Annotated in this window: 12 protein-coding genes and 1 pseudogene; 6 read left to right on the forward strand and 7 right to left on the reverse strand. The window is 71.6% G+C overall.

Annotation, left to right across the window (positions count from 1 at the left end; genetic code table 11):
- A complete protein-coding gene (locus tag ACZ8ZB_RS28900; RefSeq protein ID WP_470740555.1) occupies positions 1–777 on the forward strand; it encodes a class I SAM-dependent methyltransferase in 777 nt (258 codons plus the stop codon).
- 35 nt (positions 778–812) lie between these two features.
- Positions 813–2,684 (forward strand): rhamnogalacturonan lyase, encoded by a 1,872-nt coding sequence (locus tag ACZ8ZB_RS28905; RefSeq protein ID WP_470740556.1) that lies wholly within the window; start codon positions 813–815, stop codon positions 2,682–2,684.
- 1 nt (position 2,685) lies between these two features.
- Here the strand turns inward: ACZ8ZB_RS28905 and ACZ8ZB_RS28910 are convergent, their stop codons facing one another.
- The 3 genes from ACZ8ZB_RS28910 to ACZ8ZB_RS28920 form a co-directional block, all read right to left on the reverse strand.
- Positions 2,686–3,069: a hypothetical protein gene (locus ACZ8ZB_RS28910; RefSeq protein WP_470740557.1), complete on the reverse strand. Its 384-nt coding sequence runs from the start codon at positions 3,067–3,069 to the stop codon at positions 2,686–2,688.
- Between the two features lie 78 nt (positions 3,070–3,147).
- Positions 3,148–5,817 carry a cellulose binding domain-containing protein gene (locus tag ACZ8ZB_RS28915; protein ID WP_470740558.1) on the reverse strand — a complete coding sequence of 890 codons (2,670 nt, stop codon included), beginning with the start codon at positions 5,815–5,817 and terminating at the stop codon, positions 3,148–3,150.
- Between the two features lie 143 nt (positions 5,818–5,960).
- Positions 5,961–8,876, reverse strand: a complete 2,916-nt coding sequence (locus tag ACZ8ZB_RS28920) for a glycoside hydrolase family 48 protein (RefSeq protein WP_470740559.1) — start codon at positions 8,874–8,876, stop codon at positions 5,961–5,963.
- Positions 8,877–9,367: 491 nt separating this feature from the next.
- Here ACZ8ZB_RS28920 and ACZ8ZB_RS28925 point away from each other — a divergent pair, with 491 nt between their 5' ends.
- The 3 genes from ACZ8ZB_RS28925 to ACZ8ZB_RS28935 all read left to right on the forward strand — a co-directional run bounded on the left by ACZ8ZB_RS28925 (position 9,368) and on the right by ACZ8ZB_RS28935 (position 12,891).
- Positions 9,368–11,080, forward strand: a complete 1,713-nt coding sequence (locus ACZ8ZB_RS28925) for a glycoside hydrolase family 6 protein (protein WP_470740560.1) — start codon at positions 9,368–9,370, stop codon at positions 11,078–11,080.
- A gap of 163 nt (positions 11,081–11,243) precedes the next feature.
- Positions 11,244–12,122, forward strand: a complete 879-nt coding sequence (locus tag ACZ8ZB_RS28930; RefSeq protein WP_470740561.1) for a class I SAM-dependent methyltransferase — start codon at positions 11,244–11,246, stop codon at positions 12,120–12,122.
- Between the two features lie 67 nt (positions 12,123–12,189).
- On the forward strand, positions 12,190–12,891 hold the full coding sequence (locus tag ACZ8ZB_RS28935) for an SDR family oxidoreductase (protein ID WP_470740562.1): 702 nt from the start codon (positions 12,190–12,192) through the stop codon (positions 12,889–12,891).
- A 64-nt stretch (positions 12,892–12,955) separates the two neighbouring features.
- Here the strand turns inward: ACZ8ZB_RS28935 and ACZ8ZB_RS28940 are convergent, their stop codons facing one another.
- The gene (locus ACZ8ZB_RS28940) at positions 12,956–13,744 is read right to left on the reverse strand and encodes an aldo/keto reductase (protein WP_470741605.1); all 789 of its coding nucleotides are present in this window, start codon (positions 13,742–13,744) and stop codon (positions 12,956–12,958) included.
- Between the two features lie 134 nt (positions 13,745–13,878).
- Positions 13,879–14,296: pseudogene (locus ACZ8ZB_RS28945) on the reverse strand (long-chain fatty acid--CoA ligase); the annotation flags it as partial.
- 108 nt (positions 14,297–14,404) lie between these two features.
- On the opposite strand from ACZ8ZB_RS28945, the gene ACZ8ZB_RS28950 reads away from it, so the two are divergent.
- A complete protein-coding gene (locus ACZ8ZB_RS28950; RefSeq protein WP_470740563.1) occupies positions 14,405–15,457 on the forward strand; it encodes a bile acid:sodium symporter family protein in 1,053 nt (350 codons plus the stop codon).
- A gap of 270 nt (positions 15,458–15,727) precedes the next feature.
- Here the strand turns inward: ACZ8ZB_RS28950 and ACZ8ZB_RS28955 are convergent, their stop codons facing one another.
- Positions 15,728–17,428, reverse strand: coding sequence for an alpha/beta hydrolase (locus tag ACZ8ZB_RS28955; RefSeq protein WP_470740564.1), 1,701 nt, complete (start codon positions 17,426–17,428; stop codon positions 15,728–15,730).
- A gap of 199 nt (positions 17,429–17,627) precedes the next feature.
- Positions 17,628–18,476: a formate dehydrogenase accessory sulfurtransferase FdhD gene (gene fdhD, locus ACZ8ZB_RS28960; RefSeq protein WP_470740565.1), complete on the reverse strand. Its 849-nt coding sequence runs from the start codon at positions 18,474–18,476 to the stop codon at positions 17,628–17,630.
- Positions 18,477–18,480: the final 4 nt, after the last annotated feature.

Here is an 18,480-nt window from a genome sequence, read left to right on the forward strand (position 1 = left end):
GTGCTGGACTACGACGAGGAAGCGGAACGGTACGACGCCTCACGCGGCGGTGAACCGCGGGCGGCGGCCGCCGCCGACGCGGTGATGGGCCTCGTACCGGGCGGCGCGCGGGACCTGCTGGACGTGGCGTGCGGCACCGGCATCGTGACCCGGCGGCTGGCCGCCGCCCGCCCCGGTCTGCGGGTGACGGGCGTCGACCTCTCCACGGCGATGACCCGGACGGCCGTCGCCCGTCTGCCGGGCTCCGTGGTCCGCGCCGACAGCCGCCGGCTGCCCTTCGGCGACGCCCGGTTCGACGCCGTCGTCAGCGTGTGGCTGCTGCACCTGATGTCAGGACCCGAGGACGTACGGGCGGTCGTCGCCGAGTGCGCCCGCGTGCTGCGGCCCGGCGGGGTGTACGTCACCACCGTCCACAAGGGCGCCTCGCACAACGTGGGCAGCGACATCGACGCGGTCCTCGCCGCGCGCCCGCGCAGCCCGGTCCCCGACGCCCTCGACGCCGTCGACGCCTGCGCCGCCGGGCACGGTCTGCTCCCCGCGGGGGAGGCCCGCTTCCGGGGGTGCGGCCAGGGCCGCAGTCCCCGCCGCACCATCGCGGACCTGCGGCGCGGCTGGTTCGTCACCCTGCCGCCCGGTGCGCCGATCGCCGAGGAGTTCGCCGCCCGGCTGGCCGAGCTCCCCGACCAGGACCGGCCCCGCGCCGACCCCGTGTTCCGGCTCAGGGCGTACCGGAAACCGTCGGACGGCAACCTGGAGGGTTCCGGCGGCGACCGGTAGGCGGAACCCATCCGTCCTCCCAGGAGGTCCCTCCCGTGACCCACCCCCACAGGCACCGCAGACGCCGTGTCGTCCTGCCCGCGGCGCTCGCCGTGGCGGCGCTGGCCGGCGCCGGCCTGACCGCGCTGTCGGACGCGCCCGCCGAGGCCGCCACCGCACGGCAGGTCGAGAAGCTGGACCGCGGCGTCGTCAGCGTGCACACCGGCAGCGGGAACCTGGTCAGCTGGCGCTGGCTCGGCACCGACCCGGACAACGTCGCGTTCAACGTCTACCGGGCCGGCACCAAGGTCAACTCCAGTCCGATCACCGGCTCCACCACCTACTTCCACTCCGGCGCGCCCTCCCACGCCGACTACACCGTCCGCGCGGTGGTGAACGGCGCCGAGCAGGGCGACTCCGTGCACGCCGTACAGTTCCGCGCCGGCTACAAGGACGTGCCGATCAGTCCGCCGTCCGGCGGCACCACCCCCGACGGCGTCTCCTACACCTACGAGGCCAACGACGCCTCCGTCGGGGACCTCGACGGCGACGGCGCCCTCGACATCGTGCTCAAGTGGCAGCCCACCAACGCCAAGGACAACTCCCAGTCCGGCTACACCGGCAACACGATCGTCGACGGCGTCAGGCTGGACGGCACCCGGCTGTGGCGCGTCGACCTGGGCCGCAACATCCGTTCCGGCGCCCACTACACGCAGTTCCAGGTGTACGACTACGACGGCGACGGCAAGGCCGAGGTCGCCATGAAGACCGCCGACGGCACCAAGGACGGCACCGGGACGGTCATCGGCAGTTCCTCCGCCGACCACCGCAACTCCGGCGGGTACGTCCTGTCCGGCCCCGAGTACCTGACGATGTTCAACGGGCAGACCGGCAGGGCGATGGGCACCGTCGACTACGTCCCGGCCCGCGGCACGGTCTCCTCCTGGGGCGACTCCTACGGCAACCGCGTCGACCGTTTCCTCGCCGGCACCGCGTACCTGGACGGCGCCCGTCCCTCCCTGATCATGGCGCGCGGCTACTACACGCGCACGGTGATCGCGGCCTGGGACTGGCGGGACGGCCGGTTCACCCGCCGCTGGACCTTCGACACCAACTCCTCCACCAACAGCGGCAAGGGGTACGACGGTCAGGGCTCCCACGCCCTCTCCGTCGGTGACGTCGACAACGACGGCCGGGACGAGATCGTCTACGGCTCGATGGCCGTCGACGACGACGGTGACGGCCTGTGGACCACCAGGACCGGCCACGGCGACGCCCAGCACCTCGGCGACCTCGACCCGTCGACCTCCGGCCTGGAGTACTACAAGGTCTCCGAGTCCACGAGCCAGCCCGCCGCGCTGTACATCGACCCGGCGAACGGCGCGGTCCGCTGGAAGCTCGGCGCCTGCTGCGACAACGGCCGCGGGGTCGCGGCGGACGTCTGGCCGGGCAACTCCGGCCCGGAGATGTGGTCCTCCTCCGACGGTTCGGTCCGCGACGAGGGCGGCGCCACCAAGGGCCGCAAGCCCTCCTCCGCCAACTTCCTCTCCTGGTGGGACGGCGATCCGGTCCGCGAACTCCTCGACGGCACCCGCATCGACAAGTACGGCACGTCCTCCGACACCCGCCTGCTGACCGGTTCGGGCGTGTCCTCGAACAACGGCACCAAGGCCACCCCGGTCCTGTCCGGTGACATCCTGGGCGACTGGCGCGAGGAGGTCGTCTGGCGCACCGGCGACAACAGGAACCTGCGCATCTACTCCACCCCCCACGACACGGACCGGCGCATCACCACCCTCCTCCACGACACCCTGTACCGCACGTCCCTGGCCTGGCAGAACACCGCCTACAACCAGCCCCCGCACACCGGCTTCTTCATCGGCGTCGGCATGCCCACCCCGCCCAGGCCGACGGTCTACACGCCGTGACCTAAGCGCAGTTCTCGGTGGTCCTCACCACGTCGAGGACCACCGGATATCCGGTGATCTGCTGGTTGGGGCCCGGCCGTGAGCTGCAGATCTTCCACGCGGCGGGGTCGTCCACCGGACGGCCCCGCCCGCTCGCGTCCTCGAAGACCATGTCGAGGTCGGAACCCATCTGTTCGTGCGCGCGTCCGGCATTGCCGCCGATGACGTCGGGCATGACGGCGGCGACCGGCGCGGCGTCCGCCGAAGGGCTCGTCTCCACGGCCCCGGCCCCCCGGGACTCCGCACCGCTCGTCGCGCCCGCCGACGCCTCCGGCTCGGACGACCCGCCACAGGCGGCGACCGACATCAGCACCGCGACGGCGAGGGCGGGTCTCAAGAGCTTCATGGTGATCATGTCCTTCCCAGGGGTCTCACGACCCCGGCCCGCCCGTACCGGGTACGGGCGGGCCGGGGTGCACTGCGATCAACCTACCGTGCAGGTCTCCCCGCCCACCTGGAAGGCCGTGGGCCTGCTGTTGGCCGTCGATCTGGTCGCCGTGAAGCCGAAGGCCGCCGAAGAGCCCGCCGCCACCGTGCCGTTCCAGCCGGTGTTGCGGACCGTCACGGCCGCACCCGACTGGGTGTGGGACCCGTTCCAGAGCTGGGAGATCTTCTGGCCGTCCGCGAAGGACCAGGTCAGGGACCAGCCGTTCCAGGCGGCCGAGCCCGTGTTGGTCAGCCGGACGTCGGCCTGGAAGCCGTCGGTCCACTGGTTGGTGATCTTGTAGGTCACCGCGCAGGCGCCGGTCGGATCGGGTTCCTCCGGCTCCTCGGGCTCCTCGGGATCCGTGCCGCCGGTGTCCGAGGTGTCGCCGTAGACGACGCCCCGGCCGTTGGTCGCCACGTACACCCGGCCGTAGACCCGCGGGTCACCGGTGATGGCCGCGCCGGTCCAACCCCACTGGTGGGCGTCGTCGTTGACGCGGGTCCAGGTCGCGCCCCGGTCCGTGGAGCGGAAGATGCCGCGCACGCCGTCGATCTCCGCGCTGGTGAAGAGGGTCTGGTACGAGGCGCCCGGCGCCGCCCTGCCGAAGCCGACGGTGTCGGCCTCGTCGACGTTCACCAGCTTGGTGAAGGTCGCGCCCGAGTCGGTGGAGTGCCAGAGGCCGTACGGGCCGTCGCTCGCCCCGCCCGCCAGCCAGATGTCGCCCTTCGCGCCCGGGAGCGCCTTGAAGCGCACGCTGTCGCCGGCCGGAAGCCCCGCCGCCGCCGACGCCGTGAACGTCGCACCGCCGTCCGTGCTGACGTAGAACCTGCCGGACTTGAAGCCGTAGAACCTCTTCGGGTCCACCCGGTCGGACTCGACGACCGCCCCCGCCGGGATGCCGCTCGACGCCGACCAGGACGTGCCGAACCCGGTCGTGTGGTGCACGCCCGCGCCCTGCGGGCTCCACACGAACCGGCTGCCGTCGGCCGCCGCCGCGACCGTGCCGCCGCCGCTCACGCCCGAGGGGTCCGTTCCCGCGAACCAGTCGGCGCCGTTGTCGGTCGAGAACGCGATGTGCGGCCCGGAGTCCAGGTTGCCGGTCCGGACCACCGTGTTCGGGTCGGACTCGGCGAAGTCCAGACTGGTCGTCGACGTGAAGTTCGGCTGGGTGAACATCATCGACGGCACCTTGGTGAGGTCCGTGTGCCGGAAGCCGCCGACGTCACCGAGCGCGCTGATCAGCGGGGCGCCCGAGGGGGGAGAGACCAGGTCGTTGACGGCCGTCTCCTCCAGGCCCCGCACCATCGGGGTGATGGTGAACGATCTGTCGTCGTCCCAGTTGGTCAGGTTCTCCGTGCCGTAGACCGTCGCGCCCGTCCCGTACATCATCCGGTCGGAGTCGAACGGGTCGATCTCCAGCGCCTCCGTCATCCACCCCAGTTTCGGGGACTGTTCGGGCGGTGACGGGTTCGCGCCCCAGGTCAGCCACGGCGACGACGAGACGTCCATCGTGTAGCGGTTCCGCCGCTCGGGGTACGACGTGTAGCTCCACGCCTGCGTCCACGTGCCGCCGCTGTCCGTCGAGCGGAAGATCTGCGTGTCCGGCCACCAGGAGCTGTACGCCGTCGCCATCACCGTGCCGGGGTTCTGCCGGTCCACGGTCAGTCCGCTGAAGCCGTAGTAGGTGTCGGCCTCCGCCACCGGGCTGATGTCCGTCCAGGCACCGGTCGCCGTCGCGTACCGGTACAGCCGGCCCTTGCCGCCGTCGTAGGGGCCGCCCGTGTCGCTGTACGCGAGGTACAGGTAGCCGTTCTCGGCGTCGAGGACGCCCTTGTGGGCGAGGTGTCCCGTCGGCTGTCCGGCGATCCGCTGCCAGGTCGCGCCGGCGTCCGTCGACCGGTAGACCGCGTTCTCCTTGTCGGCGACGCCGACGTAGATCGTCCTCGTCGCCGTCCCCGCGCCGCCCGTCGACTCGTCGAAGGTGACCCAGACGACGCCCTGGTTGTCGGAGGCGTACCCGGAGGTGTCACTCGGATCCTGCGCGTAGTTCCCGGGGTTGGGGAAGGACGTGACCTCCGACCAGCTCGCTCCCGCGTCGGTCGACCGCCACAGCCCGTTGCCGCTGGGCGCGCCCAGGTACAACACGCTGTTGCGGTTCGGGTCGACCGCCAGCCGTTCCCCCATGCCCCGTCCCGGCATGTTCCCGCCCAGCTTGAACGGCAGGTCCGCCTTCCGCCAGCTCGCGCCCCGGTCCGTGGAGCGCAGCACCGCGCCGTTCGCCGGGTCCCAGTCGTTGGTGTACGTGCCGACCGCCGCGTACACCCGGTCGGGGTCGGCGGAGTCGGAGGCGAGGCTCACCACACCGGTGTGCCCCCAGTCGTCCCAGCCGACCGAGTCGAGCAGCGGGGTCCAGGTCTTCGTGGACTCCTGCCAGCGGTAGGCGCCGCCGATGTCGGTGCGGGCGTAGGCCAGGTCCTTCTCACTGCGGTTGAAGACGATGCCGGGCACGAACCCGCCGCCGTCGATGCGCGCGTTCTTCCAGGTGTAGGTGTCGGCGGCGAGCGCGGTGGCCGGCTCCGGGGCGCCGGCGGCCAGGGCGGGCGGGCCGCCCGCGAGCAGACCGGCCGCCAGCGCGAGCACGGTCGTCAGGACACGGGTTCTTCGCACGGGGGTTCCTTCCTCTTGGGGGGAGGGGGAGCGGGGAGAGCGTGCGAGGGCCGGGCGGCCCCACCGTGCGCGAGTGGGACCGCCCGGCCGTGTGTGGCCCCGGCGTCAGGTGCCGGGACCGGTCCGCGGAGCGTCGGCGGGGGCTATTCGAGAAGCTCCGCGTACGAGCCCATGGCCAGGGCGATGTCGGCCTGGGCCCAGAACCGGTGGTACGTGAAGGTGGGCGCGGCGCCGCCCGCCAGATAGGATTCGATCTTCGACCACGCCGGGTCGTCCTGGTAGAAGGAGCGGATCGACTCGAACGTCGACGACGAGTTGATCACGTCGCCGTTGGGCATGGTGCCGCTCCAGCCGCTCGGGACGTGGACCGGGTCGTCGAAGCGGTTGTAGTCGGCGCGGGTCTCCGGGACGGCGATGCCGAGCGCGTCCTGGTTGTTCTCCCACATGCCGTCGAGCAGCGCCTTCGCCGTGGCCGCCGCCTCCGTGTCACCGGAGCGGTCGGCGTAGTACGTCAGCGTCTTGGCGTACGCCGCGGCCACACCGACGTCGTTGGTGTAGTCGGCGACGGTGACGTGCAGTCCGCTGTTGGCGCCGGGCGACGACGCGTTCCAGGTGTCGGGCTTGCCCGACCACTGCAGCGTCGACGGGATCCGGAAGGAGCCGTCCGGGTTGACCGTGGTCTCGGACAGCGCCCAGTCCACCCACTTGTCGAGGACCGACTTGGCGAGCGCGTTGCCGGTCTGCTGGTACAGCTCGGCGACCCGCTCCATCGACCACGCCTGGAAGCCGAACCACTGGTTGGACGGCGGGTCGTGGTAGACCGGCTTCTCGTCGTAGTGCATGCCGTAGAAGGTCGGGGTGCCGGACGGCGGGGTCGTGTACCGGCCCGCCCAGCTGTTGGTCGCGCCGCCCGCGATGCCGCCCTCGTCGGACTGCAGCCAGCGGTAGAACTCCAGCTGGCGCTGCATCGACTTCGCCCAGTCGCCCGCGCCCGTCGCCGACTTCGGCTTCAGCGGCGCGTACTGGCTCAGCGCGTACGCGGCGAGGGGGTTCTGGTAGCCGCCGTGCGCGTGGCTGGAGCCGATGCGCCAGGCCCAGCCGGCCGAGGTGTCGGTGGCGCCGCCCCAGGCGTAGTACCAGGACAGCAGGTAGTGCGAGGCGTCCTTGCCGGTGCCGGCCGGGCAGGACGGGCTGGTGCAGTTGCCGACCTTCTTGAAGTACTTGTCGAACATGGCGTAGCGCAGGTAGTCGCCCATCTTCGCGGCCTTGGCGACCGTCGCGGAGACCTGGGAGCCCTTGCCCTGGTCCTTGGCCCACAGGTCCGCCCAGTACGCGGCCTGCACGGCACGCGCGTCGGCGTCCGGGGCGTTGGTGAACTTCCACTGCTTGGCGTAGGACGCGTCCTTGGTGAACAGGTCCAGGTAGCCGTTCTTCCCGCCGTACTTGAAGGCGTCGCAGGTGGGCTGCGGGACGGTCTCCCAGACCGACTCCTGCGGGCCGCGCTGGAAGGTGTTGATGTACGAAGGACCGGTGTCCGCCGGACCCGCCTCGCACTTGCCGGGCGAGTTGCCGTAGCCGTACACGTTGTCGACGTCCTGGATCCAGTGCATGCCGTAGACGTCGTCCGTGCCGTAGGCGGACTTCAGCTCGGCCGCGATCGGGTCGGGGCCGACCGGGACGCCCGTGTCCAGCGCGGACGGGTACTCGTTCGGGGTGTCGTACTCGGGCGCGTACGTCGCCGGCTTCGAGGGGTTGTAGAAGGAGTTGGTCGGCTGGTCGGCGTGGGTCGGGATCATGAACTTCTCCATGATGTCCCAGGCCTCGTTGAACTTCGACCAGTCACCGGTCACCTTGCCGTACATCGCCTGCAGCCACAGCAGGTAGCTGTACGCCTCCGAGGTGGTCTCGTGGCCGTGGTCCGGCGCCTCGACGATCAGCGTCTCGACCGAGTGGTACGGGATGCCCTCCGGCGAGAAGTATCCGTTCGCCGGATCGGTGATCTTCCCGTACAGCTCCAGGAAACGCGCGTCGTACGTCTTCTGGGCGCCCAGCTGGGTCACCGTGACCGCCGCCTTGGCGTGACCCGGCGCCGAGGACTCGAAGACCGCCGAGCCGCTGCCCGAGGAGTCGGCGGCGATCGTCACCTTCTGCGCGGTGTTCCAGTTCGCCGGCGTGAAGGTGAGCGACGCGCCGCCGGAGACCGACAGCCCCGAGTTGCCGCTCGCCCGTGCCGTCGTGACGGTCACGTTCGAGCTCGGCTGCTTGGACAGCTTCACCTCGTACGTGCCCGACTCGCCCTGCTGGACGCCGAGCTGGGACGGCGTGGCCACCACGGCGGGACCCGAGGCGACCGTGATGCCGACCGGGGTCGATTCGGCGGAGGCGCCCATGCTGTCGTACGCCTTCGCCACCAGTGAATGACTGCCCACGGTCAAGCCGCCGACGGAGAGCGTGAAGGGCGCGCTGCTGTCCGAGCCCAGCAGCTCGGTGTCGTCGTAGAACTCCACCTTGGTGATGGTGGCCTGGTCGGCCGCCGCCGCGGTGGCGGCGAGCGGGACCGTCTCGCCCTGGGTGTAGACGGCGCCGGCCTGGGGGCTGGTCAGTACGGTGATCGGCGGCTGGTGGGCGCCGACGCAGGGGGTGCCGTTGATCGCGAAGGAGGTGGGTGCGGCGTTGCTGCCGCTGTAGGTGAACTGGCCGCCGGTCGTGACGGCGGCGCCGGCGGCGATCCGGGCGTTGTACCCGGCGTTCTTCACGGTCACGGTCGTGCCGGACTGCGTCCAGCTGCCGTTCCAGCCGTTCACCAGCTTCTGGTTGCCCGCGTAGCCGTACGTCAGGGTCCAGCCGTCGATGGCGTCCGTACCGCGGTTGGTGAGGGTCAGCTCCGTGGTGAATCCGGAGCCCCAGTCGTTCGTCTTGTAGTCGACGCTGCACTGGACGGCGGCCGCCCGGGCGGGGGTCGAGCCGGTCGAGAGCATCGTCAGGGGAAGGGCGAGAGCGGCCGCGACGGCCGTCAGTAACCGTCGTAAGCCTCTGCGTCTCCTGGGTGGGGGATGCATGGTGCTGGTTCCTCCTGCGACTCGGACATGTCAAGCCTTGAACCAGTGGGAGCGCTCCCATAGTGAAGACGGGGTAGGGGGCGGTCAAGCCTCGGGTCGAATCGAAAATATTCGACGGATCGAGCTGGGGGGAAAGTCGACGGCCCCCTGTTCTTTGCCGTCACTTGGCGCTAGCTTCATGTGCACCAGTGGGAGCGGTTCCACCAGTCGACGCGTCCGTCCCGGCGTGTCCGAGCTGCAAGGAGTCGCTCATGCGCCACCCCCCGCGTTCAGTACTTTTAGCCATCCCCGTGCACGTGTGGAGCACCTGACGCGGGGTCGCTCGTTCCGTGGGATCCACCTGCCGTCCGTGCTGCCCGGAATCCCCGGCCGGCGTCACAGGCCTGTTCGGACCGGGCCCGGACGGCACTCCCACCCGTAAGGCACCAGGCCGCGCGATCGTCCGCGCGCGCTCGAGAAGGACAGCCCCCTACGGATAGGAAACCCGCACGATGAGTCGCACCAGAACCGCGCTTCTCGCCGCCATGGCGCTGGTCGCCGGCGCCACCGGGACGGCGATCGCCGCCGTCCCCGGCGCCGCCGGCGCGGCTGCCGCCGTCCCCTGCACCGTGGACTACAAGGTGCAGAACGACTGGGGCTCCGGCTTCACCGCGTCCGTGACGATCACCAACAACAGCGCCGCCAAGTCGTCGTGGTCGCTGAAGTGGTCCTACGCCGGCAACCAGAGGATCGCCAGCGGCTGGAACGCCAAGGTGAGCCAGTCCGGAGCCAACGTCACCGCCGCCAACGAGTCCTACAACGGCACCCTCGCCACCGGGGGCTCGACCTCCTTCGGCTTCCAGGGCACCTACAGCGGCAGCAACGCCGTCCCCGCCACCTTCACCCTCGACGGGGTGACCTGCAACGTCGACTCCGGCGGCGGCCCCACCGACCCGCCGCCGGACCCGACCGGCCGGGTGAACAACCCCTACGACGGCGCCAAGGTGTACGTGAACCCCGAGTGGTCCGCGAACGCCGCCGCCGAGCCGGGCGGCAGCCGCATCGCGAACCAGCCCACCGGTGTCTGGCTGGACCGCACCGCCGCCATCAACGGCGCCAACGGCAAGATGGGCCTGCGCGACCACCTCGACGAGGCCTTGCGGCAGAAGGGTTCCGGCGAGCTCGTCATCCAGCTGGTCATCTACAACCTGCCCGGCCGTGACTGCGCCGCCCTCGCCTCCAACGGCGAGCTCGGCCCGACGGAGATCGACAAGTACAAGACGCAGTACATCGACCCGATCAAGGCCATCCTCGCCGACTCGAAGTACGCCGACCTGCGGATCGTCACCACGGTCGAGATCGACTCCCTGCCGAACCTGGTCACCAACGTCTCCCCGCGGCCCACCGCCACGCCCAACTGCGACGTGATGAAGGCCAACGGCAACTACGTCAAGGGCGTCGGCTACGCCCTGAACAAGCTGGGCGACGTGCCCAACGTCTACAACTACGTGGACGCCGGCCACCACGGCTGGCTGGGCTGGGACGACAACTTCGGCGCCTCCGCCGACATGTTCAAGCAGGCCGCGACCGCCGAGGGCGCGACCGTCGCCGACGTGCACGGCTTCATCGCCAACACGGCCAACTACAGCGCGCTGAAGGAGGACCACTTCTCCATCGGCGACAACGTGGCCGGCAAGTCGGTGCGCGAGTCGAAGTGGGTCAGCTGGAACCGCTACGTCGACGAGCTGTCGTACGCCCAGGCGCTGCGCAACCAGCTGGTCTCGATCGGCTTCGACTCGAACATCGGCATGCTGATCGACACCTCCCGCAACGGCTGGGGCGGTGCGAACCGGCCCACCGGGCCCGGCGCCACGACCAGCGTGGACACCTACGTCGACGGCGGCCGCTACGACCGCCGGTTCAACACGGGCAACTGGTGCAACCAGTCGGGAGCCGGACTCGGTGAGCGTCCGCAGGCCTCCCCTGAGCCCGGGATCGACGCCTACGTGTGGATGAAGCCCCCGGGCGAGTCCGACGGGGCGAGCAAGGTCATCAACAACGACGAGGGCAAGGGCTTCGACCGGATGTGCGACCCGACGTACACCGGCAACCCGCGCAACGACAACAACATGTCGGGCGCGCTGGCGGACGCCCCGATCTCCGGGCACTGGTTCTCCGCCCAGTTCCAGGAGCTGATGAGGAACGCGTACCCGCCGCTGTCGTGACGGGCTGACCACCGGTCCGCCGGGGCAGGACCCGCCGGGTCCTGCCCCGGCGGACCGCCGCGCCTCTCCGCACGGCATCCCTTTGCGGAAGCGGCAACAACGGTTGCTCCCTCCCGGTGCGTCGTCGCACCCTGACGGCATCCGAGCGGAGAGGCTGAACACCATGGCGCACGACCACGACCACGACCACAAGCACGACCACGACCACGACTGGGCCGAGCTGGCCCCCCTGCTCGAATCCGAGGCGGAGCTGTTCACACCGCTCTACGAGCGGGCCCTGAACTGGCTGGCGAAGGAGGTGACGGAACCGGGGCTGATCGTGGACGCGGGCAGTGGCCCCGGCGTCATCTCGTGCCTGTTCGCCGAGATCTTCCCGGGCGCGCGGATCGTGGCCGTCGACGGTTCCCAGCCGCTGCTGGAGCGGGCCGGGGACCGGGCCGGGCGCCAGGGCGTCGGCGACCGCTTCGACACCCTCGCCGGCGAACTGCCCGACGTGCTCGGCGAGCTGGACTATCCGGCCGACCTGCTGTGGGCCAGCCGCAGCGTGCACCACCTGGGGGACCAGGCCGCCGCGCTGGCCGCCTGCGCGGCGCGGCTGGCGCCCGGCGGCACGCTGGCCGTGATGGAGGGCGGACTGCCCGCCCGGTTCCTGCCCCGCGACATCGGGTTCGGCCGGCCCGGTCTCCAGGCGCGCATCAACGTGGTGGAGGAGGAGCGGTTCGGCCGGATGCGGGCCGAGCTGCCGGGCTCGGTGGCCGTCGTCGAGGACTGGCCGGCCCTGCTCACCTCGGCGGGCCTGCACCACGCCCGCTCACGCACCTTCCTCCTCGACCTCCCCGCTCCGGTCGCGGACCGTACCCGCGCCCATGTGGTCACCGCCCTCACCCGCACCCGCGAGGTCGTCGGCGAGGACCTGGACGCCGGCGACCGCGCCACCCTCGACCGCCTCCTCGACCCCGACGACAAGGCGAGCGTCCACCACCGCCCGGACGTGTTCGTCCTGGCGGCCCACACGGTCCACGCGGCGGTGCGGCCGGTGTGACGGCTTGACTTGGAGAGCTCTCCAAGTGATGGACTCCCCGGCACACGACGACACCCAGGGGGTTTCCATGACCGACTCTCCGGTCACGCTCATCACCGGCGGCGGCAGTGGCATCGGCGCCGCCGTCGCCCGGCAACTGCTGGACGCGGGGCAGCGAGTGGCCGTCACCGGGCGGGGCGAGGAGCGGCTGCGCGGTTTCGCGAAGGAACTCGGGGAGCCCGAGGACCTGTTGACGATCACCGGGAACGCGGCAGAGTACGACGACGTACGAGCGGCGGTGGACACCGTGCTGACGCGGTTCGGCCGCCTGGACACCGTCGTCGCCAACGCCGGTTTCGCAACCCACGACACGGTGGCCGAAGGGGACCCCGCCGGATGGACCGAGATGGTGCTGACCAACGTCCTGGGTCCCGCCCTGCTGATCAGGGCCTCCGTCGACGCCCTGAAGGAGACCCGCGGGCGGATCGTGCTGGTCGGCAGCGTCGCCGGGTTCGTGCACGGGCCCGGGAACCTCTACGGGGCCACCAAGTGGGCGGTGACGGGGCTCGCCGAGAACACCCGGCGGCAGGTCACCGAGTGGGGCGTGGGCGTGACCCTGATCGCGCCCGGCCGGACGGAGACGCCGTTCTGGGACTCCCACGGCAGCCTCCCGCCCGGCCGTCTGCTCACCGCCGACCAGATCGCCGACTCCGTCGTGTGGGCCATGGCGCAGCCGGCCGGTGTCGACGTCAACACCGTCGTCGTACGGCCCGTCGGGCAGCCCAGCTGAACACCGTCCCGCGGACGCACGACGGCCTCCCCCGGCCGAGGGGGAGGCCGTCGGGTGCGCGAGGTCAGTCGTTGAGCTCCGCCGGGTCCGGCCCGATGCGCCGGTCCTCGTTCAGTGCGCTGATCGCGGCGAGGTCCTCCGCGTCCAGGCTGAACCCGAAGACGTCGATGTTCTCCTCGATCCGGGACGGCGTCACCGACTTCGGGATGACGACGTTGCCCAGCTGGAGGTGCCAGCGCAGCACCACCTGCGCCGGCGTGCGTCCGTGCTTCCGCGCGATCGCCACGATCGCCGGGATCTCCAGGATCCCCTTGCCGGAACCGAGCGGCGACCACGCCTCGGTCGCGATGCCCCGCTCCGCGTGGTACTCGCGCGCGGCGCGCTGCTGCAGGTGCGGGTGCAGCTCGATCTGGTTGACCGCGGGGACGACGGACGTCTCGGCGGTCAGGCGGTCCAGGTGCTCCGGCAGGAAGTTGGACACGCCGATGGCGCGGACCCGGCCGTCGCCGAGCAGCTTCTCGAACGCCTTGTACGTGTCGACGTACCGGTCCCGGGCCGGCGTCGGCCAGTGGATCAGGTAGAGGTCCACGTACTCGAGGCCGAGCTTCGACAGGGACGCGTCGAACGCCCGCAGGGTGGAGTCGTACCCCTGGTCGCTGTTCCAGAGCTTGGTGGTGACGAAGAGCTCCTCGCGCGGGACGCCCGACTTCGCGAGGGCCCGTCCGGTGCCCTCCTCGTTGCCGTAGATCGCCGCGGTGTCGATGCTGCGGTAGCCGGCCTCCAGCGCCGTCGTCACGGCCGTCTCGGCCTCCGCGTCCGGAACCTGCCAGACGCCGAAGCCCAGCTGGGGCATCTCGACGCCGTTGTTCAGGATGATCGGGGGGACCTTGCTCACGAGCTCTCGATCCTTCGGTTGTGGTCAGGTACTACAGGTATTACCCACATCGTCAACGATCACGGCCGGGGATGCATTCCTGACCGGGAAATTCATGCCCGGTGGAGCGCCTCGACCCCGTTCTCGTACGCTTCTTCGATCGCTCGCCGCTTCGGCTTGAGCGACGGCGTGAGCAGCCCGTGCTCCTCGGTGAACGGCTGCGCCAGGATGCGAACGTGCGGATCGACCCGGCCTGCGGGACCAGGGTGTCCGCCGCGACCACGGCCCGCCGCACCTCCGTCTCCGGGTCCGCGTCGCGCACCGGCTCGGCCGGTGACGTCCGCGGTCTGCCGCGCATCGCCAGCCAGTGTTCGACGGCCTCCTGGTCCAGGGTGACCGGCGCGGCGACGCACGGGCGGTCGTTGCCGACGACGACGCACCGGCTGACCGGCGGATGGCCCGCACCCGCTCCTCCAGCACCTCCGGCGGGACGCTCTTGCCGCCGGAGGCCACCAGGATCTCCTTGGCGCGTGGTCCTCGTGGCGGTGCACCGGATTCCTGGTCAAGGGCGGGAGGGAGCAGGATGGGGAGGGGCGCCCGTACCCCCTGAGCACCGAACACCCGAGCAAGTGGAGCACCGTGAAATGCCTGCGCCGGCCGAGTCGGCCGCCGATCGACCCGTACATCCTGCTGCTGCTCGGGACGGTGGGCCTCGCCGCGCTGCTGCCCGCCCGGGGGACCGGCGCCGACATCGCCTCCGGCGCCTCCACGACCGCGATCGCCTTCCTGTTCTTCCTCTACGGCGCCCGGCTCTCCACCCGCGAGGCCCTGGACGGGCTGAAGCACTGGCGGCTCCACGTCACCGTGCTGGCCTGTACCTTCGTCGTCTTCCCGGTGCTGGGCCTGGCCGCCCGCGGACTCGTCCCGGTCCTCCTGACCGACCCGCTCCACCAGGGCCTGCTCTTCCTCACCCTGGTCCCCTCCACCATCCAGTCGTCGATCGCGTTCACCTCGATCGCCCGCGGCAACGTGCCCGCCGCGATCTGCGCCGGGTCCTTCTCCTCACTGGTCGGCATCGTCGTCACCCCGCTGCTCGCGGCGGGGCTGCTGGGTGACAGCGGGGGCGGGTTCTCCGCCGGGTCGGTGGTGCGGATCGTGCTCCAGCTGCTGGTGCCGTTCGTCGCCGGGCAGCTGCTGCGCCGCTGGATCGGCTCCTTCGTCTCCCGCCACCGCAAGGTGCTGGGGCTGGTCGACCGCGGCTCGATCCTGCTCGTCGTCTACACCGCGTTCAGCGAGGGCATGGTGCGGGGCGTCTGGCACCAGGTGGGCCCGGCCCGGCTCGGCGGGCTGCTCGCCGTCGAGGCCGTCCTGCTCGCCGTGATGCTGCTGTTGACCTGGTACGGCGCCAAGGCGCTGCGGTTCGGCCGGGAGGACCGGATCGCGATCCAGTTCGCCGGTTCGAAGAAGTCGCTGGCCGCCGGGCTGCCCATGGCGAGCGTGCTGTTCGGGGCGCAGGCCTCGCTGGCGGTGCTGCCGCTGATGCTGTTCCACCAGATGCAGCTGATGGTGTGCGCGGTGATCGCCAAGCGGCGCTCGCACGACCCGGCCGAGACGGACGCCGAGGAGAGCACCGTCCCGGACCGAGCCGGACGCTCACGGACCGAGGCCGGTACAGGGACACGTTCCGGCTGAGCATCCCGGCCGCTTCGGGCCTCTTGAGCCGGTTCACGTCGTAGCCGCGCACCAGCCGCCCGTCGTCGCTCGGCTCCGGGTGCGTCCGCGGGCCGTGGGCGGCGGTCCCGCCCCGGGGCGGGACCGGGGTGAACTCCCGCGCCGGTCCGTGCCACGGTCCGGTCGGGGAGCAGGCCTGGTACGACGCCACCGTGGTCAGCACCCCGGCACCCGCCGCCATGGTGGACAGGACGTACGTCCGCTCGTCCCGCGTCACCGGGAACGCGCTGCCTACGTCGGTGCGCCGCCCGGCGCCGGGCACGCCGTGCCGGCCCGGGGGGTCGTACCGTGAAGGAGGTACGTGTCGACGGCCTCGGTCGCGCAGCGGTTGAAGGGGTACGACCCGTGACCCTCGTCCCGCACCGTCAGCAGCACGCCGACCCCCTCGCCCAGCTCGGCCGCCATCCGCTCGGCGCCCTCGTACGGCGTCGTCGGGTCGCCGGTGTTGGCGACGACGAGGATCGGGGCGGCACCGTCCGCGCTGACGTCGGGGGTGGCGCTCTCGCCGCCGAACGGCCACTCGTAGCAGAGGTGGACGCCGGTGGCCCAGGTCTCGCCGAAGACGGGGGAGGCCGTCTCGAACCGCTTCGTCATCGCCTCGGCTTCGGTGAAGTCGGGGCGCAGGTCGGAGTCGGCGCAGGTGATCGCTGCGAAGGCGGACGTGCCGTTGCCGCCCGAGGTCCCGCCGCGGGCTCCGGCGCCGGCCCGGGCGCCGCGTGCCTGGGTGTCCGGGCCGTGGTCGTACGCCTCCCCCAGCAACGCGTTGCCGGTGCCCCGCCCCATGACCTCGCGGAGCGCCTTCGCCAGCGGCCTCCAGCCTTCCTCGCCGCTGTCCAGGTGGTTCGCGATGGCATGGGCGGCGAGACTGCCGTCGAGTTCCCCGTCGCCGTCGGTGGGCGCGGGTTTCTCCTCGAGCTCGTCCAGCAGCTCGGTGACGCGTTGTCCGGCCTGCTCGGGACCGTTGCCGGTGGGGCAGTCGTCGTAGGCCTTCGCGCAGTGCTCGGCGAAGCGGTCGAAGGCGAGCTGGACGGCCTTGACCTGGCTGAGCTCGCCCTGCAGGCGGTCCAGCGTCGGGTCGACCGGGGCTTCGAGCACGAGCCGGCCCACGTTTCCCGGGAACAGGTGGGCGTAGACGCCGCCCAGCCTGGTGCCGTAGGAGACGCCGAAGTAGTGCAGCTCCTCGTCACCGAGGAGATAGCGCATCAGGTCCATGTCGCGCGCCGTGTGGGAGGTGCCGACGTACGGCAGCAGCTCACCGGAGTGCTTCCCGCAGGCGGCACCGCCCTCGTACTCCCTCTCTCCGCAGATCACGGGGGCCGTCCCGCCGACGCCTCGCGGATCGAAACTGACCAGGTCGTACTGCTCGCCCAGCGCGGCGTAGTCGCTCGCGAACTCGGGGAGCCCCACGACGCCGGACTGGCCGGGGCCGCCGAAGTTGAGGAGGAGCGATCCGATCCGCTTCCGCTCCGGTCCGGTGGCCCTCTTCCGGATCATGGCGACGTCGATCGTGTCGCGGACGGGCCGCCCGTAGTCCAGCGGCGCCTTCATCGTGGCGCACTCCCAGCCGTCGCCCGGGGCGTCACCGTCCCCCTGTGCCCCGGACGGTGCCGGGCAGGCCGACCAGTCGAGCCGCTGGCCGGCGGTGAAAGCCGCGGGCAGCCCCGGGGGCGGGTTCGTCGCCTTGCGCTCGTCCCGGCGGGGCGCCTCGCCGTCCTCGGAGGACGCGGACGGACCCGAGCCCGAGCCTCCGACGACATCGCACCCGGCCCCCGCGGCCACCACGAACACGACGGCGAGGGCGAGCAGGCCCGCGGCGGCGCGGCGGGGCGCGGCGGCGCGCACCGCGGCGCACCGCGAGGGACCACCGGACCCGTCCGCCCCCGTACGGAAAGACCGGGCCGAGCGACCCGAGTCCCGAAACCGCGTACGCATCCGCGAGCCCCCTGCCCCCTGACACACCGGAACAGCGTGCCGTTCGATGTTCGACGCCCCGAACCTACTGATCGTCGTTCTTCGGTGGCAACTGATCAGCCGTCCGGGCGGGAGACGTGAGGGCGCGGCGCCGTACGGGACCGAGGCGGGCCCCGCGGCGCGGGGGGCGCTCCCCGGCGCCGTGCGGGAAGGGGACCGGTCAGCCCCGGGCGGCCGCGGCCCGCAGGGCGATGCGCTCCTCACCCGCGTACACGTTCATGGAACCGCCGCGCAGGAAGCCCACCAGGGTCAGGCCCGTCTCCGCCGCCAGGTCCACGGCCAGCGAGGACGGCGCGGAGACCGCCGCCAGCATCGGGATGCCGGCCATGACCGCCTTCTGCGCCAGCTCGAAGGAGGCCCGGCCGGAGACCAGCAGGATCGTCCGGGACAGCGGCAGGGCTCCGCTCTGCAGGGCACGGCCGACCAGCTTGTCGACCGCGTTGTGCCGGCCCACGTCCTCCCGCACGTCGAGCAGCTCGCCGCCCTCGTCGAACAGGGCCGCCGCGTGCAGGCCGCCCGTGCGGTCGAAGACCCGCTGGGCCGCGCGCAGCCGGTCGGGCAGGCCCGCCAGCAGCTCCGGCTCCACGCGCAGCGCGGGAGCGTCCGCGATGGGGTGGCGGGCCGTGGTGCGCACCGCGTCCAGGCTGGCCTTGCCGCACAGACCGCAGGAGGACGTGGTGTAGACGTTGCGTTCCAGCGTGAGGTCCGGGATCACCACGCCGGGGGAGGTCTTCACGTCCACCACGTTGTAGGTGTTGGAACCGTCGGCCGTAGCCCCCGCGCAGTAGACGATGTTCTGCAGGTCGGAGGCGGTCGCGAGCACTCCCTCGCTCACCAGGAAACCGGCCGCCAGCGCGAAGTCGTCGCCCGGTGTGCGCATGGTGACGGCGAGGGGCCTGCCGTTCAGCCTGATCTCCAGGGGTTCCTCGGCGACGAGCGTGTCGGGGCGGCTGGAGACCGCCCCGTCGCGGATGCGGAGCACCTTGCGTCGTTCCGTGACTCGTCCCATGTTC

The organism is Streptomyces sp. 12E, from assembly GCF_055633275.1.